The following is a 19,825-nucleotide window of genomic DNA, read 5'->3' on the forward strand; positions in this document are numbered from 1 at the left end:
TTGGCAAAAAACTATGGTAAAAAATTAGGAGATTTAATCGTGGAATCAACTGAAAAACAATGGTACGTACTGCACACATACTCTGGGTATGAGAATCGTGTTAAGAGCAACTTGGAATCAAGAGCACAATCAATGGGGATGGAAGACTTTATTTTCCGCGTTGTTGTGCCGGAAGAAGAAGTGCGTGAAGTTAAAGATGGTAAAGCTAAGGATAAGATTGAAAAAACTTTCCCTGGCTATGTGCTTGTAGAAATGGTAATGACTGACCAAGCTTGGTACATTGTTCGAAACACTCCAGGTGTCACTGGATTCGTTGGTTCCCACGGTGGCGGCTCAAAGCCGACTCCCTTGTTGCCCGATGAAGTTGAATTGGTACTTCGCCGTCTTGGTATGAGTGCTCGCCATGAAGATTTAGATGTTGAAGTTGGCGAAACGGTCAAGATTATTGAAGGAGCCTTTGCCGACTTAACGGGTAAGATTACTGAGATCGACAATGAAAAGATGAAGTTAAAAGTTAACATTGAGATGTTTGGACGTGAAACTTCAACTGAACTTGATTTTGATCAGGTTGATAAAATTGTTTAATTCAATTTTGGCGTGCGACCTTGTGTCGGCGCTTTTTTTGTGTTAACCTATCAAGGTATGTCGTTGATATACTCGTGGGAGAAGCAAATCTGATGCTTCATCATTACCACAACACGGACTTAAGGAGGTTTTGTCTCGTGGCAAAGAAAGTAGCGAACGTTGTTAAGTTACAAATTCCTGCCGGCAAGGCTACCCCAGCACCGCCGGTTGGACCAGCGCTGGGTCAAGCAGGAATCAATATTATGGGATTTACAAAGGAATTTAACGCTCGTACCGCTGATCAAGCAGGTATGTTAATTCCAGTAGTTATTAGTGTTTATGAAGATCGTTCATTCGACTTCATCACTAAGACCCCACCTGCTTCAGTATTATTGAAGAAAGCCGCTGGTGTTGAACATGGTTCTGGCGAACCTAACACTAAGAAAGTTGCCACTGTTACAAAGGCACAAGTGGAAGATATCGCTAAAACTAAGATGCAAGATCTAAACGCAACTGACGTTGAAGCAGCTATGCGCATGATTGAAGGTACTGCACGCAGTATGGGCTTCGTTGTCGAAGGCTAATCGCGTAGCGGTCGGGTACTTCACCAAAATGAATGTACCAAGTGGGAGGTAACTCCGTTCGACCACAATTGCAAGGAGGAAAACACAGATGGCTCTAAAAAGAGGTAAAAAATACCAAGACGCTGCAAAAAAAGTTGACGCAGATAAGCTCTACGCAATCAATGATGCAGTTAGTTTGGTAAAAGAAATTGATTATGCTAAGTTTGATGCAACAATTGAAATTGCATTTAACTTAAATGTTGATACAAAGCAAGCTGACCAACAATTACGTGGTGCCGTTGTTTTACCAAACGGTACTGGTAAGGAACAGACTGTTATTGTGTTCGCAAAGGGTGACAAAGCTAAGGATGCGCAAGCAGCAGGTGCCGACGTAGTTGGTGACGATGATTTAGTTGCTCGTATCCAAGATGGCTGGTTAGATTTTGATGTTGCTATTGCAACACCAGACATGATGGCTCAAGTTGGTCGTTTAGGTCGTGTGTTAGGACCTAAGGGCTTAATGCCAAACCCTAAGACTGGTACGGTTACCATGGATGTAACTAAGGCTGTTAACGAATCAAAGGCTGGGAAGGTTACATATCGGACCGACCGTGATGGTAACGTTCATGTTCCAGCTGGTAAGGTATCATTTGATGATAATAAATTAGTTGAAAACATTACTACAATCGAAGATATTGTTGCTAAGGCTCGTCCTGCATCAGTTCGTGGAACATACATCAAGCATGTTTCTGTTTCATCTACGTTTGGACCTAGTGTTAACGTTGATTTAGCATCGTTCTAATCTTGACTTTCTCTGTCAGGTTGGTATAATAATGCAGTTGAATTAAATATTCACCTAAGACTCAGGTGGCGCAAGCCTCAATTATACCTGCCGAGGAAGTTAAATTTTTCTCTATGTCTGTAGGTGGACATAGGGATTTTTTTTAAATCCTATCTTAGAATAATATAGGAGGTGTATATCTGTGAGTGAAACAACAGTTGCAAAAAAAGCTGAACTAGTTGCAGAAGTTGCTAAGCGTTTTGAAAATGCTGAATCAGTTGTTGTTGCTGATTATCGTGGTTTGACCGTTGAACAAGTGACTGAACTACGTGCGGAACTTCGTGAAGCAGGCGTTACAATGTCTGTTATTAAGAACAAGGTCTTAACTCGTGCTGCTGAATCAGCTGGTTATGGTGAAATGAATGACGTTTTCAATGGTCCTTCAGCTGTCGCATTTTCTGACGAAGATGCCATCGCACCAGCCAAGATCTTAAAGAAGTTTGCTGACAAGTACGATGCACTTGAAATCAAGGGTGGTTTCTTGGAAAAGAAAATCGCTGATGTTGATAAGATCAACGAATTCGCATCATTACCAAGTCGCGACGATTTACTATCAATGTTGTTATCAACATTGCAAGCTCCTGTTCGGAACGTTGCTTATGCCATTAACGCAGTTATTGACAGCAAGAACGATGAACCTGCAGCATAATAATTTAATTACAATCTAGTTTCTAGATAAAATTTGGAGGAAAATAAAATGGCTTTTGATAAAGATTCAATCATTGCTTCATTAAAAGAAGCTTCAATCTCAGACCTTAGCGACCTTGTTAAGGCAATCGAAGACGAATTCGATGTTTCAGCTGCTGCTCCAGTTGCAGCTGCAGGTGCTGCTGGTGGAGACGCCGGTGCAGCAAAGGATTCATTTACTGTTGAACTTACTGAAGTTGGTAGCGCTAAGGTTAAGGTTATCAAGGCAGTTCGTGAAATCACTGGTTTAGGTCTTAAGGATGCTAAGGGTCTCGTTGACGATGCACCTTCAGCTATCAAGGAAGACGCTAAAGAAGACGAAGCAAACGACATCAAGGCAAAACTTGAAGAAGTCGGTGCTAGCGTTACTCTTAAGTAATAAAAGATTTAATTTTCAGAGGTTAATAAATCATCTGATAAAAAAACTGCCAATGCAAATTGGCAGTTTTTTTGTGCTCAAATAATTTGGGTTAAATAGCTATATTAACTACAATGTCGATTACATTTTCACTTAGTAAACAACACTAGGGGCGTCTTTAGTACTTGGATCTGATATTCCAATTGTTTCATTTTCATACAATGAGGGGTTAGCTATGATTGTTAAAATTGCATCGGCCATACTCTTTCTTGAACCGGATCCACCAGCGAACTTAGTTCCTTGCTCTGTGATGCTATACTGCACTTGATCTCTATCATTTAACCAGCCAAAACGCAGGGTTGTGTATATTAATGACGAACTTTTTAATAATTCATCTGCTTGCCGCATGGGCTTTAAAGCGCTACTTAATGTTTGCTGATTCCATGAATGAAATGCTGGATTGGGTTCTTCACCGTAAATGCCAATTGAACTTGCGGCTAATATCCGGTTAACATTCTGTTTCTTCATTGCACTGATGACTGTTTTTGTAATTGTATTATTTGAGTCTGTGTCAACAGTTGCTAGTAAAACAAGTTGTTGATTGTTTAATGCTTGTTGTAATGCAGCTTGATCACTGATATTTCCTTCTATCAATGAAACTCGAGGATTATTGCTTAGCTCGTTAAGTCGGGCTTTATCACGAAGAAACAGAGTTAAATTAACATTGCTAAATTCGTCCTCAGATAAAATTCTATTTTCTATAATTTTAGCAATTTGACCATTGGCTCCTAAGATTAAGAGATTCATTCTATTACCTCCAGATATATTATTATTTTAAAGCTAGTGTATTCTCTAAAAGAATAAACAGCAATATCGACACATAACAATACTTAAAAAATTATTGATCTTAATCTGATTTATACCACTTACGAGTAAGTCACGATAACCAGCACCATGTTATTATATAGATGACAGAGCGTAATATTTAACTTTTTAAAATATCCATGGTATGATGTTAATTCGCTGTTTTTAATACGAGACATGATGTGTATTGCAGTCAATTTATGACAGGAGGACGGGAGTATGCCAGATATATTTGCTAGGGGATCAATTAATATTCATGGTGCACGTGAAAACAATCTTAAAGATATTAACTTAGAGATACCTAAACACCAGACAACTGTATTTGCTGGATTGTCAGGAGCAGGTAAATCTTCATTAGTATTTGATACGTTAGCGGCTGTCTCACGTCGAGAATTAAATGAAACATTTCCAAGTTTTACACAACAGTATCTACCTAAATTTGGTCAACCTGATTTCGACAATATTGAACATTTACCTGTGGCAATTGTTGTTGAACAAAAGCCCATTGGTAGAAATTCTAGATCGACGCTTGCCACATATACTGGAATATACTCAGTTCTAAGATTGATGTTTTCAAGAATTGGTAAACCGTGGGTCGGATATTCGGAGTGGTTTTCGTTTAATTTACCTCAAGGAATGTGTCCGGAATGTCAGGGATTAGGGTTTATTGACGATATTGATGAGACTAAACTGATTGATCCTGAAAAATCGCTCAATGAAGGTGCAATGACATTTGCCGGATTTCAACCGGGTACGTGGCGCTGGAATGAATATGGCCATAGCGGCCTATTTGACTTGGATAAAAAAATTAAAGATTATTCTGAAGAAGAATATGACATGTTCATGCACGCACCACGGCAAAAATTAAAAAATCCACCTGAGGAGTGGGGAAGAACTGCTTTATATGAAGGCCTTGTGCCAAGAATGATGAGGTCTGTTGTTCATAGTGCGTCTGGTCGTCATCATCAAGCTGCACTTGCAGAAATTGTTACTAGAAAACCGTGTCCAGTTTGTCATGGTACACGATTAAATCAAGATGCATTGAAGGGTAAGATTGAAGGCAGAAATATTGCCGAAGTTTGCTCAATGGATTTGGTTAACGTCCAATCATTTTTAAATAGCGTTTCAGATCCATTGGCAAAGACGATGGTGCGTGAACTGCAAAGTAAAATTCAAGCATTAATCGATATTGGACTTGGCTATTTATCATTGGATCGCGGTACTGATACACTATCTGGCGGTGAAGCACAACGAATAAAAATTGCTAAATATTTAACTAGTTCATTATCTGACTTAGTCTATATTTTAGATGAACCGAGTGTGGGGCTCCATCCACATGACATTCAGTTGATTACTAGGTCGCTAAATGAATTAAAGAAACATGGCAACACAATTGTGCTGGTTGATCATAACCCCGCCATCATTAGAATGGCCGACTATATCGTTGAAATTGGTCCCAAAGCCGGGCAAGGTGGTGGTCAAGTAACTTTTACTGGTACTTATAATGAACTGATAAAGTCGGATACTATTACCGGTAAGATGTTGAGACAACCAACCCACTTTAGAAAAACTCGTCAATCGAGTTCGTGGTTGCAGGTTCAGCACGTGACATCTCATAATTTGAAGAATGTCAGTGCCAGAATTCCTCAGGGGGTTATGACAGTGATTTCTGGGCCGGCCGGTTCTGGTAAAAGTACACTTGTCAATGCGGTTAAACAGAAGGTGACCGATCAAGATTATATTGATTTAAGCCAGGATGCTGTTGGAATTAATATTAGATCGACACCAGCAACTTACTTAAATATTTTGAATCCACTACGAAAATTGTTTGCTAATGCTAACAATACCTCCACTCAACTGTTCAGTTATAATGGTAAGGGTGCTTGCCCAAGATGTAAGGGTAAGGGGGTCACTATTACAGAAATGGCGTTTATGGATCCCGTCATTCAAGTTTGCGAACTATGTGGTGGTAAACGATATAGTCGAGAGGCACTTCAGTACAAGTATCATGGTAAGAATATCGCTCAAGTGCTTAACATGTCCATTAGTGAAACACTAGAATTTTTTAAGGATGTTCCTACAATCTATAAAAAAGTTAGTCTTTTAGATCAAGTTGGACTAGGTTATTTGAATCTTAGTCAAGCAATGACTACTTTATCAGGTGGAGAAGTTCAACGTGTTAAGCTGGCCATGGAGTTGGATCACACAGGTAGTATTTACTTTTTGGATGAGCCAACAACCGGACTACATCTTAACGATACACAGAGGTTAATCGAGCTATTTGAAGGCCTAGTTGATAAGGGAAATACGTTAATTTTAATTGAACATAATTTATCATTAATTAGTCAGGCTGATTGGTTAATTGATATGGGGCCAGATGCTGGTAAGTACGGTGGACAGGTTTGTTTTGAAGGAACTCCAGCTGATAGTATTTCAGATGATGGTTCTAGAACCGGAATGGCATTGAAAAGACAGTTAGAATTGCACGGATAAAACTTAAATTAACGGTACAAAAAAAGACCGGAATTGATTATAATTCCGGTCTTTTTGAATATCAAATTATTTTTCAGATTCGCCAATGTCGTAATCGCTGTCTTGCATTGCTTCAACTTGACCAAGACGATATCCATTACCAACCTGTGAGAAGAAGTCATGATTTGCTGTCGATGTTGAAATACCATTCATGACGATTGGGTTAACGTCAGCAGAAGTGTCTGGGAACAGTGGATCCTGACCAAGGTTCATCAACGCTTTATTAGCGTTATAACGGATGAACGTTAATACTTCTTCAGTCCAACCAACTTGATCATAAAGAATATGGGTATATTTCTCTTCGTTATCATAGAGCTCATACAAAAAGTTGTACATCCAGTCTTTCATATCTTGTTGTTTCTTTTCGCTTAATTGTTTCATACCAACTTGGAATTTATAACCAATGTAAGTTCCATGCACTGATTCATCACGCAAAATCAATTTAATGATTTCAGCGACATTGTTCAATTTATTGTGTCCAAGGTAATAGAGTGGTGTGAAGAAACCAGAGTAAAATAGGAATGTTTCAAGGAAAACGTTAGCCACTTTTTTCTTCAATGGATCTAGTTCGTTATCCATGTACATACCAGCAATTTTGATTGCCTTATTTTGAAGAAATTCTTCTGAATCTGACCAGTTAAATATTTCGTCAATTTCATCTGGAGTGTTTAATGTTGAAAAAATTGTTGAATAACTCTTGGCATGGACAGATTCCATGAACTGGATATTGTTTAGAACAGCAGTTTCGTGTTGAGTTTGCACATCTTTACGCAGAGCGGCCATTCCTTGTTCTGATTGAACAGTATCCAGCAGGGTCAAACCACCAAAAACGTGGCCGACCAACCATTGATGATCAGTATCTAAAGTTCTCCAATCGCCAAGATCGTTTGAAACAGGAATTCGAGTATCTAACCAGAACTGTTCCGTTAATTTTTCCCAGGTTGCTTTATCAATCGCATCGGAAACCTGATTCCAATTGATTGCTTTATAATTTTTTGCCATTGTTAAATTCCTCTCCTAATAACTAGATGACGCAACTTTCACATTGGTTGGCACCAATTTCATCTTGATCATCGGTAAATGTACGGATGTAGTAGATTGACTTAATACCTTTATTATACGCATAGTGGCGCAAAATGTTTAAGTCACGAGTAGTCATCTTGTCGGTTCTGCCATCTTTCCATTCATAAATACCAGCTGGAATGGTTGAACGCATGAAGAGGGTCAAACTAAGTGATTGATCAACGTGGACTTGCGCCGCAGCGTAGATGTCGATAACCTTACGCATGTCCATGTCGTATGCTGATTTGTAGTATGGCATCGTGTCATTAGACAGATAAGGAGCTGGATAGTAGATTTTACCGATTTTCTTTTCTTGCCGTTCTTCAACACGATTGATGATTGGGTGAAGACTTGCAGTTGTGTCATTGATGTACGAAATTGAGCCATTTGGTGCAACTGCGAGACGGTTTTGGTGGTACAGACCATCTTTCATAACATCATCACGTAATTGTTGCCAATCAGCTTCAGAAGGAATGAAAATGCCATCGAACAAATCTTTAACTTTGTCTAATTGAGGGCCAAAGTCCGTGTTCAAGTACTTATCGAAATACTTGCCGTTAGCATAGTCACTCTTATCAAAGTTATGGAAGGTCTCCTTACGTTCACGGGCAATTTCATTTGAGGCCTTAAGTGACCAGTAGTTCAGTAACATGAAGTAAACACTGGTAAATTCGATTGATTCCTTTGAGCCATATTCCATGTGGTTTTTAGCAAAGTAGCTGTGGAGTCCCATGGCACCGAGACCGATTGAATGAGCTAAGTGGTTACCATGTTGGATGGTTGGCACAACATCAATATTTGAACTATCGGTAACATAGGTTAAAGCACGAACCATTGCTTCAACTGAGTGACCAAAATCTGGGGATGCCATCAAGTTAACGATATTAGTTGAACCGAGGTTACAACTAACATCAGTACCCATCTTGACGTAATTTTGTCCATTATCAACTGTACCAGGTATCTGAACCTGCATAATCTCTGAACAGAGGTTACTCATGACAATTTTGCCATCAATTGGGTTTGCACGATTAGCAGTGTCAACGTTCACGATATATGGGTAACCAGATTCTTGTTGTAATTTACTGATTTCATCCTCTAATTCACGCGCATTGACCTTTGTCTTTTTGATTTTATCATTATTTACTAAGTTATCATACTCTGCTGTGATGTCGACGTATGAGAATGGTTCCCCATATTCGCGTTCCACATCATATGGACTGAAGAGATACATATCTTCGTCGTTCTTTGTTAATTCGTAGAATTTATCGGGCACCGTGACACCTAACGATAAGGTCTTAAGACGGATTTTTTCATCGGCGTTTTCCTTTTTAGCAGCCAGGAACTGAATAATATCAGGATGGAAGACGCTAAGGTACACTACCCCAGCACCTTGACGCTGACCTAATTGATTGGAGTATGAGAAGCTGTCTTCCAATAATTTCATAACAGGAACGACACCACTAGCAGCTCCCTCAATGCCCTTAATAGGTGCGCCTGCTTCACGCAAGTTACTAAGGTTGATACCAACCCCGCCACCGATTCTTGATAATTGAAGAGCAGAATTAATTGTTCGGCCGATAGTATTCATATCATCAGTCGACTGAATTAGAAAGCAACTAACAAGTTCGCCACGGCGCTTACGACCTGCATTTAAAAATGAAGGCGTAGCGGGTTGATATCGTTGATGAATGATTTCATCTGCTAAATCAAGCGCTAACTGTTCGTTACCATTAGCAAAGTACAATGCATTTAGAGCAACGCGATCAATGAAGTTTTCAAGGTAGTACTCATTGTCGTTTGTCTTTAAAGCATATTGTGCATAAAACTTATATGCAGCCATGAATGACTTAAAGTGAAAATCTTGTTCTCTTAAGTAGTCATATAGTTTTTCAATAAAGCTAAAGTTGTACAACTTGATTAGATCTTCGTCTACGTAATCGTTGGCAATTAGAAAGTCAAAACGATCTTTTAATGAATCAAATGCCTTAGTATTTGGTCGTACGTTTTCTTTAATGAACGCTGCCAGTGCTTCTTGATCTTTGTTTAATGGAATTTGGTTATCAACGGGGATGTTGATTTCATTGTTCAAATTATAATATGTTACGTCCCCTAAATCTTTTAACGACAAATCATTCACTCACTTTCTTATTTTCATGTTTGATTGCAAAATAAAGACCGAGCACAAATTACTTTGGCTCGGCCTCGTGTTGAGCAATTAAATGGCTAATTGCTTTAACTGATCAGGTCTAAAACCTGAAAAAGTCTTACCATTAGCTAATTTAACAACTGGAGTTGCGAGAAAGCCTTCTTGCTTTAACCCGTCGATGTATTGTGGTTGTTCATCAATATTATGTTCGATGAAGTCTACATGATGCTCAGCTAAGAAGCGCTTTGTCATTTTACACTGTACACAATTGTTCTTTGAAAATACTGTTACCATTCTATTCACCTTCGTTACTGAAATTCTCTTATTGATTGATTACTAGTATACAGCGATAAATAAAAAAATCAATGCCAACGCCACTATATATTGTGGTGTAATTTAGCATTGAATACTATATCTTGTGTTATATCGGCATTTTGTAATTGCCAAGTTTTTTTATTTTTTTTTAATCAATAATACGATATGATGTACATACTAGGAAATGGAGATTTAATAAGTTGAACAATCATCATTATACACAAAATCCAGACGTTTTACACGACAAAAAGACATGGAATTTCAAATTACGTGATCGTCAATTTGAATTCACAACTGACAACGGAGTGTTCTCTAAGCATACCGTTGATTTTGGCAGTCGAACATTAATAGAAAGTTTTTCTGATAAAGATCTGCCAGAAGGCAATATTTTAGATCTAGGATGTGGCTACGGGCCAATTGGTTTGTCAATCGCCAAGGACATGGATAATAGACATGTCGATATGGTAGATGTTAACGAACTGGCTATGGATTTAGCAAGAGAAAATGCGTCATTAAATAATATTTCGAATGTAAATATTTTTGCTTCCAGCGCATACGAAAACGTAACGCAAAGTTACGCGGCAATTTTGACTAATCCGCCTGTACGTGCGGGAAAAAAAGTTGTTGATGATTTTATTACCTCTTCATTTGATCATCTGATAAATGATGGCCAGTTATGGGTTGTTTTGCAAAAAAAGCAGGGTGCGCCGTCTGCAAAGAGACTAATGCAGCAAACATTTAATAATTGTGAGGTAATTACTAGAAATAAGGGCTACTACATATTGAGAAGTGTTAAGTAGGAGGCCATATGTTAACTGTAGATCAACAAGTTTACTTCATGCGTGAAGCGATTAGAGAAGCATACAACGCACAGGTTATGGGAGAGGTTCCCATTGGAGCAGTTGTGGTACACGAGGGCAAAATTGTCGGACGTGGACATAATATGAGAGAGAAATTTCAAGATGTTACTTTTCATGCAGAAATACTGGCAATTACAGAAGCATGTCACGCAATGCACAGCTGGCGATTAGAAAATTGTCAATTGTTTGTTACTCTTGAACCTTGCATGATGTGTAGCGGAGCCATTGTTAATTCAAGAATTGACACTGTTTATTACGCTGCAGATGATCCAAAGGCAGGAACAGTACACAGCCTGTATCATCTATTGAATGACGATCGATTGAATCATCAGGTTAAAGTTGAATCTGGTTTATTGGCGGATCAATGCAGCCAAATGTTAAAAACTTTTTTCAAATCAATTCGAAAAAAACGTAGAATTCAGAAAAGATTATCTGCACATGACTAGCATTTTTACGCTAGATATAGTATAGTATTTATTGCCGCAAGGCCTTAGGGCAAGGTTGCGCTTACGAATCGTGTCAGGTCCGGAAGGAAGCAGCACTAAGTCTGATGTAGCTTGTGCCTTAAGTTTATTAGAAATTAGCAGGATCGTCACAATTTAGGTTGTGGACGATCCTTTTTCATACGTCAATTTTAATTGCCTTATGTTTTCGAAAAAACCAAAAAATGTGCTAAGATAAAATTCGTATTGAACAAGAAGAACAAGTGAAATTTGCGTGCAGTTTCGACTGCTGAAAAGGGAGTAAAAACATGAGTTATCAAGCTTTATATCGTGTGTGGCGACCACAGCGATTTGACGAAATTGTTGGTCAGCAAGTAATCACTACGACTTTGAAAAACGCCCTCATAACCCACCAGACGAGTCACGCTTATTTGTTTACTGGGCCCAGGGGAACGGGTAAAACGTCGGCTGCCAAAATATTTGCGAAGGCTATCAATTGTCATCATCTTAAAGATGGTGAACCTTGTAATGAATGTGATACGTGTCGCCAAATTACGGCCGGTCAAATGAATGATGTGATCGAAATTGATGCGGCTTCTAACAACGGCGTTGAAGAGATTCGTGATATTCGAGATAAGGCTAAATATGCACCAACACAGGCAGATTACAAGGTTTACATTATTGATGAAGTTCATATGCTTTCCACTGGGGCATTTAATGCACTATTGAAAACTTTGGAAGAACCACCGGCAAATGTTGTTTTCATCTTAGCAACTACTGAACCGCATAAAATTCCATTGACGATTATCTCCAGAACACAGAGATTTGATTTTAGGAGAATTTCATCGGATGACAGTTTCCAGAGAATGAAGTTCATATTAGATGAGAAAAAAGTTGAATATGATGAACAGGCATTATGGGTGATTGCAAATGCAGCCGAGGGTGGTATGCGCGATGCATTGAGTATTTTAGATCAAGTACTTTCATTCAGTGATAATGAGGTTACGTTAGATAATTCATTGCTTGTTACCGGTAGTGTTACAAAAGAGTTGTTGCAACAGTACTTTACGCAAATTTGTCAGCATAAAAGTGCCGATGCATTGAGTACTATGCAAGGCATCTTGGATGAAGGCAAAGATGGTCAACGGTTTATTGAAGATGTGATCTCATTTGCAAGAGACATACTGCTGTATCAAGAGGCTCCCGAAATGGTGGATGCAACTAGCACGGGAATGAGCAAAGAGCAATACGACGAGCTGGTAAAGTTAGCATCACCGGACGTGATATATGCAATGATTAATCAGCTGAACGAAATTCAACAAGAAATGCGGTTTACCACACACCCAGATGTCTATTTGGAGGTTCTGACGGTCAAACTGTCTCAATTAAAAGCAAAATCGGTGTCGACTCCGGTTAATACTGAAACGCGTGTGTCAACTGATGATGATACCGTTGCTAGTCTTGAAAGACAGATTAATTCATTGAAACAAACTGTGACACAATTACAACAGGGACAGGTCCAACAACCTGTTCAACAGCCGAACAGATCAAGTACTCGCAAACCTAAAACGACTCAGATTAAAGTTAATTTGAGTAAAGTATACCCAGTGCTGGAAGCGGCCACGAAGGATGACTTGATTAGTTTGCGTAACCTTTGGGAAGACATGATGAACATGCTAACGGTCCAGCAACGGGCACTGTTACACGTTTCTCAACCAGTTGCTGCTAGTGCTGATGGTGTAATTGTGGCATTTGAGTATGGATTGCTGTATCAAAAAGCGGTTGATGATCAAACACTGGAAGATGACATGGAGTCTGATTTAAATAAGTTGAGTGGTGAAACACGCACTGTGGTGTTTGTGCCAAAGGATCAATGGCCAACGATCAGAAAAGACTTTATTGACCAGCACAACTTGAATGGTGACCAAAATTCAACGGAAAATTCTCAAAATGATTCTAAAGATCAGACAAACGAGGACTCACAGCCAGTAATAGATGATAAAATGGTTAGTGAAGCACAGAAATTATTTGGTGAAAATATTGTGGAAGTCAAAAACGATTAAAGGTGGAGATTAATTATGATGCGTGGAATGGGTAATATGCAACAAATGATGAAACAAGCACAAAAAATGCAAAAGAAAATGATGGAAGAACAAGAAGAGCTAAATGGTAAGGAATTCATTGGAACAGCACCTGACAATATGGTTAAAGCAACTTTTAGTGGAGACAAAAAGCTAAAAGATTTGGCTATTAACAAGGAAGCTGTTGATCCTGACGATGTTGAAATGTTACAAGATTTAGTACTGGCAGCGGTTAACGATGGTTTGTCAAAGATTGACGATGCAACTCAACAATCAATGGGAAAGTACACTAAGGGCATTCCAGGAATGTAAAAGGAGTTTGATTTAATGCAATATCCAGAGCCAATTGCGCAATTAATTGATAGTTATATGAAGTTACCCGGGATTGGCGCAAAAACAGCGGCTCGTCTTGCATTTTACACGGTTAGCATGGATGGTGATGATGTGACTAATTTTGCCAAGGCATTGATTGCTGCCAAGCGCGACTTACACTATTGCAGTATCTGCGGTAATCTTACTGAGGAAGATCCATGTTTAATTTGTAAAGATAAATCACGGGATCAGAGTACAATTTTGGTTGTTGAAGAATCTAAGGATATTATTTCCATGGAAAAGATGAAAGAATATCATGGTCTTTATCACGTATTACATGGGGTTTTATCTCCAATTGAAGGTACTGGTCCTGAAGACATTAACATTTCTTCTTTACTAACTAGATTGCAAAAAAATGACGAAGTTAAAGAAGTTATCGTTGCTACTAATGCATCAACGGAAGGCGAAGCCACGGCAATGTATCTGTCTCGATTAATTAAACCCGCGGGAATTAAAGTCACTAGACTGGCACATGGATTGTCAGTAGGGGCTGATATTGATTACGCGGATGAAATGACACTGTATAAGGCAGTTGAAGGTAGAACTGAAATTTAGGAGACCGTGATGTTTAAAAAGCGAATTCAGAAAGTTAAGCAAAATTATGATCAACAGCTTCTAGATGTCATTTATGATGTTAAAGCTGATTGGGATCATGCTCGTGAGACGCAAAAAGCGGTCTATGAGAGCGAAGTTAATAATGAACTATTGATGCAGACAAAATTGCAGGAACAAAAATATATGTATCTGTATCATGAGGCTAAGCGCAGACAAGTTCACGGACAACTGCAACATAACATTGCAGTAAAACAGTAATTTAACGGGAAAGTAGGATGAAGATGGCAGGCAAATTTATTTCATTTGAGGGACCGGATGGCGCTGGTAAAACTAGTGTAATTAAAAAAATTAGTTCAGAGCTAGGCGATAAATTGGGTGATCAACTAATGGTGACACGTGAACCCGGTGGTAATTCGATCTCCGAAGCCATTCGAAAAATTATTTTAAATCCGGTGAATACTCAGATGGACGTGCGCACTGAGGCATTGTTGTATGCAGCGGCTAGGCGGCAACATATTGTTGAACAAATTATACCTGCTCTAAACGAAGGCAAGACAGTTCTTTGTGATCGTTACGTTGACAGTTCAATTGCGTACCAAGGTGCTGGTCGACAAATTGGTGAAAAAGAAGTTTGGCAAATTAACCAATTTGCGATCGACGGGCTTGAGCCCGATTTAACAATTTACCTTGATATCGAATCGGCCGAAGGTATCAATAGAATTATGCAACATCGTACGGATGAAATTAATCGATTAGATGTGGAAAAATTAGAATTTCATCAGCGGGTGAGACAATCATATTTAAGACTGCAAAAAAATAATTCTGATCGAATTAAGTTGATAGATGCGAGTCCTGCATTAGACAAAGTAGTTGAACAAGTCAGAAACACAATCTTGCAAAAATATCCAAACCTGTTTTAATTAAAAGTAAATGACGGGGTGAGCAGATATGAAAATGATAATTGCAATTATTCAGGATAAAGATAGCAATGTTTTAAGCAACGCGTTTATTGAAGCTAATATTCGTGCAACCAAGTTATCAAGTACAGGCGGATTTCTTAGATCAGGTAATACTACTTTTTTGGTCGGAGTTGATGATGATCGAGTTGATGATGTTCTGTCTATTATTAAAAAAACATCTCATGCTCGCGGTCAATTCATGACTCCACAAGTTAGTATGGATGCATCTATGGACGCATCTGCATCTTATCCGGTTGAAGTACAAGTTGGTGGAGCTACAGTATTCGTACTGCCAATTGAACAGTTTCACCAGTTTTAAAGAGTGAATATAATGGAAAACACACAGACTAATCGGGACATTGGAACATTTCCAACAAACATTGCAGACCGATTTCAGACAGCAATTGAACAAAACGAATTGGCACATGCCTATCTGCTAGTTGGACCATCTGGCGCTGGAAAGACGCAACTGGCTCAATGGGTCGCAATGCGCCTTTTTTGTAAGCATGTTGATGAAAACGGCCAACCGGATGGTACCTGTGAAGAATGTCAGCGGATTATTAACCATCTTCATCCGGATGTTTTGACAATTGCCCCGGATGGTCGGCAAATTAAAGTTGATCAAATTAGATTTCTAAAATCTGAATTTAGCAAAAGTGCTGTTGAGGGAAATCAAAAGGTATTTATTATTCAGGATGCCGATAAAATGACGGTCAGCGCTGCTAACAGTTTGCTTAAATTTTTAGAAGAACCAGCAAGTGATTTCGTTGCTTTTTTGATTACCACTAACAAGGGAGCAATTTTACCAACTGTTCAATCACGCGCACAAATTGTGGAATTCGCACCGCTTTCGTTTGATAAATTTAAACAACAGTTGGTAGATCAAGGTGTTGATGCGGATGTAATTAATTTGGCGGCAAGTCTGACAAATTCATTGGATGATGTGATGACACTACTTGAGGATGAATGGTTAGAAAAAGCCCAAAATGCGGTTGCTAAGTGGTTCAAATTAACTGCCAAAGCTGACATGCAGGCTTTTATTAGTGTATCTCAAGATGTAATGCCGGTAGTTAAGGATCGCAATCAGCAGCAGACAATATTTGATATGATCATGTTGGTGTGGCGAGATACCATGTTGACAGCTAACCAAGACGATTTGTCTGATCGAATCAGTTTTGTATCACTTCAAAGTGATATTAGGCAGACAGCTAATCAATACTCACCGTCAAAGTTAACCAAAACGGCACAGATGACCTTGCAGACCCGGCGACTACTTGATCAAAATATTAATTTTCAAAATATTTTAGAAGAATTAACAATTAAAATCGTTAGTGAACTTAGCAATGGTGCGGAGGTATGAAATGAGCGAAGATTTGGAGAAAAGTAAAATTTACGACCGATTTGAGCGAGTTACTGAGCAGACCAAAGACCTGCTTGAAAAAATGGAGCAATTGCAGTTACAAATAACAGAAGTGCTGGAAGAAAATGCTGAGTTAACGATTGAAAATGAACATTTGCATAAATTAATTGCGGAGAATCAACAGGAAAATGAATCAGCAGAGCTTTCATCGTCCCGTCAAAATCTACAAAAACTCTATGAACAAGGGTTTCATGTTTGCAATGAATACTACGGCAAACGACTGGATCATCATGAATCATGCACTTTTTGTTTAGATGCAATTTTTGGCAGACGCGGGAATGGCGCCAATTAACTGGAGGAAATCAATGCAGTCACAACGAAGCTTTCAGAAGACAAATCAAGGTAGCTTATTTTTAGTCCCAACACCAATTGGTAACTTGCAGGATATGACTTATCGTGCGGTGCAGGTACTTAAGGACGTTGATTTGATTGCTGCTGAAGATACTCGTAATACACAAAAACTGTTAAACCATTTTGAAATCGAAACGAAGCAGATCAGCTTTCATGAACACAATACCGTGCAGAGAATTCCCCAACTAATTGAAAAATTAGAAGATGGAATCAGTATTGCCCAGGTTAGTGATGCTGGGATGCCATCTATTTCTGATCCTGGTAAGGAATTGGTTGCAAAATGTGTTGAAAAAGGCATTACGGTTGTTCCGCTTCCCGGTGCTAATGCAGGATTAACTGGATTGATTGCATCTGGCATTGTTCCTCAACCGTTTTATTTTCATGGCTTTTTGGATCGAAAAAATAATTTACAATTAGAAGAGTTACAAAAATTGACTGTGCATAAAGAGACTTTGATTTTTTACGAAGCACCGCATCGGTTGAAAAAAACGTTAGAAAATATGGTTAGCGTTTTCGGTGGTGAACATCAGGCTGTTTTAGCACGAGAGCTGACTAAAAAGTATGAGGAATTTCTCCGTGGCACACTCGATGAACTGAATGATTGGGCTCACAACGATCAAGTTCGCGGTGAATTTGTAATTATTGTTGCCGGATTTGAGCAGACTAATCCTCAGACAGACTCGACAAAAGATTTACCGGTTAATGAGCAGATTGATAGGTTGATTGAGGATGGTATGACTGTTAACGGTGCAATTAAACAGGTTGCTAAGCAACAGGGACTTAATCGGCAAGAAGTATACAGACAATACCATGAAATTTAACGAGGAGGTGTCAATCAAATGTTAGCCGAAAATGAATTTGAAATGAATCATCATATTACATACTATGAGTGCGATCCACGCAGCTTTTTAACAGTGGGGATGATGATTAATTTGGCTGTACTGGTTTCTGGAGTTCAGGCAGATCACTTAAATGCCGGTACTGAGGCAGCTAATAGGGTCGGTGGTGGTTGGGTTATCACTAGTTACGAAATCAATGTTAATTCACTACCTAAGATGGGTGATGACGTTGTTCTTGGCACTCGCACGACTTCTTATAATAAGTATTTTGCCTACCGCGAGTTCTGGATCAGTGACCATAATGGCAATGAATACGCTCATATTAATGGTATTTTTGTTTTTATGGACTTAACCAGCCGCAAGATGGTTCAAATTCCTGATTTAATGATTGAACCATATCATTCCAAAAGTGTTAAAAGAATGCCTAAATTTGGCCGAGCACAGGAACTTATGGACGAAGATTTAACTAATCAAAAAAATTATCGAGTTAGATATTTTGATATTGATGCCAACCGGCATGTTAATAACTCTCATTACTTTGATTGGATGTTGGATGTGTTGGATGCCGAATTTTTAAAAACACACGAGCTTAAAAAAATGCTTATCAAGTATGAACGTGAAGTTCGGTATGGGGATACAGTGACGAGCCAGGCTGGCATCGATCAGAATACGGGTGCAGACGAAATAATTACTAAACATCAAATCTTAGTTGATGATGGTATTAATGCCATTGCAAATTGTTGGTGGAATGAAAGCGTATCATAAATTTTTGTGGTAAACTAAATTTATTAATTTGGTTGGAGGGATAATATGTCAATTTTAGTAGCAGGCGGTGCCGGATACATTGGTTCTCATATGGTCGCACGCTTGGTAGAACAGCATCAAGATGTGGTCGTCGTTGATAATTTATCAACGGGACACAAGAAAGCAATCGATCCTCAAGCAAAGTTTTATGAGGGTGATGTGCGAGATCATGACTTTTTAAATCATGTTTTTGAAAGTGAATCGATTGATGCGGTGGTTCATTTTGCTGCATTTTCAATTGTCCCAGAATCGATGGAAAAACCTTTAAAGTACTTTGACAATAATACTGGTGGGATGATCACTCTTCTTGAAGCAATGCATGATCATGACGTCAAGAAAATTGTTTTCTCGTCAACGGCAGCGACATACGGTGTACCAGAATCAATTCCAATTAAGGAGACTGATTCTCAGGAACCAATTAATCCTTATGGTGAAAGCAAGCTAATGATGGAAAAAATGATGCATTGGGCTGACGTAGCCTATGGCATTCATTTTGTGGCTCTACGCTACTTTAATGTGGCAGGAGCTAAGCCTGATGGGTCAATTGGTGAGGATCATGGTCCTGAAACTCATCTTGTGCCAATCATCATGCAGGTTGCTCAGGGTAAACGTGATGAATTAAGTATTTTCGGTGATGATTATGACACGCCAGATGGAACGAATGTCCGTGACTACGTTCATGTTATGGATTTGGCGGACGCTCACATTTTGGCGCTCAAATATTTGAACGAAGGAAACGACAGTCGTGCATTTAACTTGGGTTCCTCAACGGGATTTTCAAATAAGCAAATGTTAGAAGCTGCTCGAGAAGTCACTGGTAAGGAGATTCCAGCTAAACTAGCACCACGTCGTCCTGGTGACCCAGACTCGTTAGTTGCCGCTAGTGATAATGCGCGTACCATTTTAGGATGGAAACCACAATTTGATGATGTTCATGAAATCATTAAAACCGCTTGGAAATGGCATTCAACCCATCCCAATGGATATGATGACCGCAAATAAGTATTAGTAGTATTTGAAGTGGAGAGATAGCATATCATGTTATCTTTCCACTTTTTGGTTCTTCGTCAAGAAGTACTGATATAAAATTTTAAAGACTTCGTCTTTAAGCAGCTAAATCTCCAATAGGAGGTTTAACTGCTTTTTCTTTTACTTGATTTTTATAATTCAATGCGTAGAAACTAGTGGAAAAAGCTACTAAGATTCTTA

The 19,825-nt window shown here is 38.9% G+C and carries 23 protein-coding genes, 1 other RNA gene and 1 other annotated feature; of the genes, 20 read left to right on the plus strand and 4 right to left on the minus strand.

Annotated features, from left to right (window positions below; genetic code table 11):
• The first annotated feature begins 36 nt into the window (after positions 1 to 36).
• From nusG to rplL, 5 genes are all read left to right on the plus strand, one after another.
• Complete coding sequence (nusG, locus tag FD16_RS08915) at positions 37 to 585, plus strand: transcription termination/antitermination protein NusG (protein ID WP_029508429.1); 549 nt, start codon at positions 37 to 39, stop codon at positions 583 to 585.
• A gap of 137 nt (positions 586 to 722) precedes the next feature.
• Positions 723 to 1,148, plus strand: coding sequence for a 50S ribosomal protein L11 (gene rplK / locus FD16_RS08920; protein WP_010622959.1), 426 nt, complete (start codon positions 723 to 725; stop codon positions 1,146 to 1,148).
• Between the two features lie 88 nt (positions 1,149 to 1,236).
• Positions 1,237 to 1,929, plus strand: a complete 693-nt coding sequence (gene rplA, locus FD16_RS08925; protein WP_010622958.1) for a 50S ribosomal protein L1 — start codon at positions 1,237 to 1,239, stop codon at positions 1,927 to 1,929.
• 35 nt (positions 1,930 to 1,964) lie between these two features.
• Positions 1,965 to 2,080, plus strand: a sequence feature (ribosomal protein L10 leader region).
• A gap of 30 nt (positions 2,081 to 2,110) precedes the next feature.
• A complete protein-coding gene (rplJ, locus tag FD16_RS08930) occupies positions 2,111 to 2,617 on the plus strand; it encodes a 50S ribosomal protein L10 (RefSeq protein WP_010622957.1) in 507 nt (168 codons plus the stop codon).
• 48 nt (positions 2,618 to 2,665) lie between these two features.
• Positions 2,666 to 3,034, plus strand: coding sequence for a 50S ribosomal protein L7/L12 (gene rplL / locus FD16_RS08935; protein WP_010622956.1), 369 nt, complete (start codon positions 2,666 to 2,668; stop codon positions 3,032 to 3,034).
• A gap of 132 nt (positions 3,035 to 3,166) precedes the next feature.
• Here the strand turns inward: rplL and FD16_RS08940 are convergent, their stop codons facing one another.
• Positions 3,167 to 3,820, minus strand: coding sequence for an NAD(P)H-binding protein (locus FD16_RS08940; protein ID WP_010622955.1), 654 nt, complete (start codon positions 3,818 to 3,820; stop codon positions 3,167 to 3,169).
• Positions 3,821 to 4,096: 276 nt separating this feature from the next.
• Between FD16_RS08940 and FD16_RS08945 the strand changes: the two genes are divergently transcribed.
• Entirely contained in the window at positions 4,097 to 6,370 is a 2,274-nt protein-coding gene (locus tag FD16_RS08945) for an ATP-binding cassette domain-containing protein (RefSeq protein WP_010622954.1), read from the plus strand.
• 66 nt (positions 6,371 to 6,436) lie between these two features.
• Here the strand turns inward: FD16_RS08945 and nrdF are convergent, their stop codons facing one another.
• The 3 genes from nrdF to nrdH all read right to left on the minus strand — a co-directional run bounded on the left by nrdF (position 6,437) and on the right by nrdH (position 9,911).
• Positions 6,437 to 7,411, minus strand: coding sequence for a class 1b ribonucleoside-diphosphate reductase subunit beta (gene nrdF, locus FD16_RS08950; protein ID WP_010622953.1), 975 nt, complete (start codon positions 7,409 to 7,411; stop codon positions 6,437 to 6,439).
• Positions 7,412 to 7,433: 22 nt separating this feature from the next.
• Positions 7,434 to 9,599 (minus strand): class 1b ribonucleoside-diphosphate reductase subunit alpha, encoded by a 2,166-nt coding sequence (nrdE, locus tag FD16_RS08955; RefSeq protein WP_010622952.1) that lies wholly within the window; start codon positions 9,597 to 9,599, stop codon positions 7,434 to 7,436.
• Between the two features lie 87 nt (positions 9,600 to 9,686).
• Entirely contained in the window at positions 9,687 to 9,911 is a 225-nt protein-coding gene (nrdH, locus tag FD16_RS08960; RefSeq protein WP_010622951.1) for a glutaredoxin-like protein NrdH, read from the minus strand.
• 221 nt (positions 9,912 to 10,132) lie between these two features.
• Between nrdH and FD16_RS08965 the strand changes: the two genes are divergently transcribed.
• The 14 genes from FD16_RS08965 (at position 10,133) to galE (ending at position 19,618) form a co-directional block, all read left to right on the plus strand.
• On the plus strand, positions 10,133 to 10,732 hold the full coding sequence (locus FD16_RS08965) for a class I SAM-dependent methyltransferase (protein ID WP_010622950.1): 600 nt from the start codon (positions 10,133 to 10,135) through the stop codon (positions 10,730 to 10,732).
• Positions 10,733 to 10,740: 8 nt separating this feature from the next.
• A complete protein-coding gene (gene tadA, locus FD16_RS08970; RefSeq protein ID WP_010622949.1) occupies positions 10,741 to 11,238 on the plus strand; it encodes a tRNA adenosine(34) deaminase TadA in 498 nt (165 codons plus the stop codon).
• Positions 11,239 to 11,279: 41 nt separating this feature from the next.
• An RNA gene (gene ffs, locus FD16_RS12620) (signal recognition particle sRNA small type) lies at positions 11,280 to 11,366 on the plus strand.
• 177 nt (positions 11,367 to 11,543) lie between these two features.
• On the plus strand, positions 11,544 to 13,298 hold the full coding sequence (gene dnaX / locus FD16_RS08975; RefSeq protein WP_010622948.1) for a DNA polymerase III subunit gamma/tau: 1,755 nt from the start codon (positions 11,544 to 11,546) through the stop codon (positions 13,296 to 13,298).
• 15 nt (positions 13,299 to 13,313) lie between these two features.
• Entirely contained in the window at positions 13,314 to 13,628 is a 315-nt protein-coding gene (locus FD16_RS08980; RefSeq protein ID WP_029508426.1) for a YbaB/EbfC family nucleoid-associated protein, read from the plus strand.
• Positions 13,629 to 13,643: 15 nt separating this feature from the next.
• Positions 13,644 to 14,243, plus strand: a complete 600-nt coding sequence (gene recR / locus FD16_RS08985; protein WP_010622946.1) for a recombination mediator RecR — start codon at positions 13,644 to 13,646, stop codon at positions 14,241 to 14,243.
• 9 nt (positions 14,244 to 14,252) lie between these two features.
• Positions 14,253 to 14,501, plus strand: coding sequence for a YaaL family protein (locus FD16_RS08990; protein WP_010622945.1), 249 nt, complete (start codon positions 14,253 to 14,255; stop codon positions 14,499 to 14,501).
• A gap of 23 nt (positions 14,502 to 14,524) precedes the next feature.
• A complete protein-coding gene (gene tmk, locus FD16_RS08995; protein WP_010622944.1) occupies positions 14,525 to 15,163 on the plus strand; it encodes a dTMP kinase in 639 nt (212 codons plus the stop codon).
• 28 nt (positions 15,164 to 15,191) lie between these two features.
• Positions 15,192 to 15,521 carry a cyclic-di-AMP receptor gene (locus FD16_RS09000; RefSeq protein WP_010622943.1) on the plus strand — a complete coding sequence of 110 codons (330 nt, stop codon included), beginning with the start codon at positions 15,192 to 15,194 and terminating at the stop codon, positions 15,519 to 15,521.
• 12 nt (positions 15,522 to 15,533) lie between these two features.
• Positions 15,534 to 16,562, plus strand: a complete 1,029-nt coding sequence (gene holB / locus FD16_RS09005) for a DNA polymerase III subunit delta' (RefSeq protein WP_010622942.1) — start codon at positions 15,534 to 15,536, stop codon at positions 16,560 to 16,562.
• Between the two features lies 1 nt (position 16,563).
• Positions 16,564 to 16,914: a DNA replication initiation control protein YabA gene (locus FD16_RS09010; protein WP_010622941.1), complete on the plus strand. Its 351-nt coding sequence runs from the start codon at positions 16,564 to 16,566 to the stop codon at positions 16,912 to 16,914.
• A gap of 13 nt (positions 16,915 to 16,927) precedes the next feature.
• Complete coding sequence (gene rsmI, locus FD16_RS09015) at positions 16,928 to 17,794, plus strand: 16S rRNA (cytidine(1402)-2'-O)-methyltransferase (protein WP_010622940.1); 867 nt, start codon at positions 16,928 to 16,930, stop codon at positions 17,792 to 17,794.
• A gap of 18 nt (positions 17,795 to 17,812) precedes the next feature.
• Complete coding sequence (locus FD16_RS09020) at positions 17,813 to 18,577, plus strand: acyl-[acyl-carrier-protein] thioesterase (RefSeq protein WP_010622939.1); 765 nt, start codon at positions 17,813 to 17,815, stop codon at positions 18,575 to 18,577.
• A gap of 45 nt (positions 18,578 to 18,622) precedes the next feature.
• A complete protein-coding gene (gene galE / locus FD16_RS09025; RefSeq protein WP_010622938.1) occupies positions 18,623 to 19,618 on the plus strand; it encodes a UDP-glucose 4-epimerase GalE in 996 nt (331 codons plus the stop codon).
• Positions 19,619 to 19,825 lie beyond the last annotated feature (207 nt).

Origin of the sequence: Paucilactobacillus suebicus DSM 5007 = KCTC 3549, from assembly GCF_001434475.1 — a bacterium.
GTDB classification, from domain to species: Bacteria; Bacillota; Bacilli; order Lactobacillales; family Lactobacillaceae; genus Paucilactobacillus; species Paucilactobacillus suebicus.

What these genes read in the sequence shown, in the direction of transcription:
- dnaX (WP_010622948.1), top strand. Translation starts at nt 11,544, where the DNA reads ATGAGTTATCAAGCTTTATATCGTGTGTGGCGACCACAGCGATTTGAC.
- FD16_RS08940 (WP_010622955.1), bottom strand. Translation starts at nt 3,820, where the DNA reads ATGAATCTCTTAATCTTAGGAGCCAATGGTCAAATTGCTAAAATTATA.
- recR (WP_010622946.1), top strand. Translation starts at nt 13,644, where the DNA reads ATGCAATATCCAGAGCCAATTGCGCAATTAATTGATAGTTATATGAAG.
- rplA (WP_010622958.1), top strand. Translation starts at nt 1,237, where the DNA reads ATGGCTCTAAAAAGAGGTAAAAAATACCAAGACGCTGCAAAAAAAGTT.
- FD16_RS09020 (WP_010622939.1), top strand. Translation starts at nt 17,813, where the DNA reads ATGTTAGCCGAAAATGAATTTGAAATGAATCATCATATTACATACTAT.
- FD16_RS08980 (WP_029508426.1), top strand. Translation starts at nt 13,314, where the DNA reads ATGATGCGTGGAATGGGTAATATGCAACAAATGATGAAACAAGCACAA.
- FD16_RS08990 (WP_010622945.1), top strand. Translation starts at nt 14,253, where the DNA reads ATGTTTAAAAAGCGAATTCAGAAAGTTAAGCAAAATTATGATCAACAG.
- rplL (WP_010622956.1), top strand. Translation starts at nt 2,666, where the DNA reads ATGGCTTTTGATAAAGATTCAATCATTGCTTCATTAAAAGAAGCTTCA.
- galE (WP_010622938.1), top strand. Translation starts at nt 18,623, where the DNA reads ATGTCAATTTTAGTAGCAGGCGGTGCCGGATACATTGGTTCTCATATG.
- rsmI (WP_010622940.1), top strand. Translation starts at nt 16,928, where the DNA reads ATGCAGTCACAACGAAGCTTTCAGAAGACAAATCAAGGTAGCTTATTT.
- tadA (WP_010622949.1), top strand. Translation starts at nt 10,741, where the DNA reads ATGTTAACTGTAGATCAACAAGTTTACTTCATGCGTGAAGCGATTAGA.
- FD16_RS08945 (WP_010622954.1), top strand. Translation starts at nt 4,097, where the DNA reads ATGCCAGATATATTTGCTAGGGGATCAATTAATATTCATGGTGCACGT.
- holB (WP_010622942.1), top strand. Translation starts at nt 15,534, where the DNA reads ATGGAAAACACACAGACTAATCGGGACATTGGAACATTTCCAACAAAC.
- FD16_RS09000 (WP_010622943.1), top strand. Translation starts at nt 15,192, where the DNA reads ATGAAAATGATAATTGCAATTATTCAGGATAAAGATAGCAATGTTTTA.
- tmk (WP_010622944.1), top strand. Translation starts at nt 14,525, where the DNA reads ATGGCAGGCAAATTTATTTCATTTGAGGGACCGGATGGCGCTGGTAAA.
- FD16_RS09010 (WP_010622941.1), top strand. Translation starts at nt 16,564, where the DNA reads ATGAGCGAAGATTTGGAGAAAAGTAAAATTTACGACCGATTTGAGCGA.
- nrdH (WP_010622951.1), bottom strand. Translation starts at nt 9,911, where the DNA reads ATGGTAACAGTATTTTCAAAGAACAATTGTGTACAGTGTAAAATGACA.
- nrdF (WP_010622953.1), bottom strand. Translation starts at nt 7,411, where the DNA reads ATGGCAAAAAATTATAAAGCAATCAATTGGAATCAGGTTTCCGATGCG.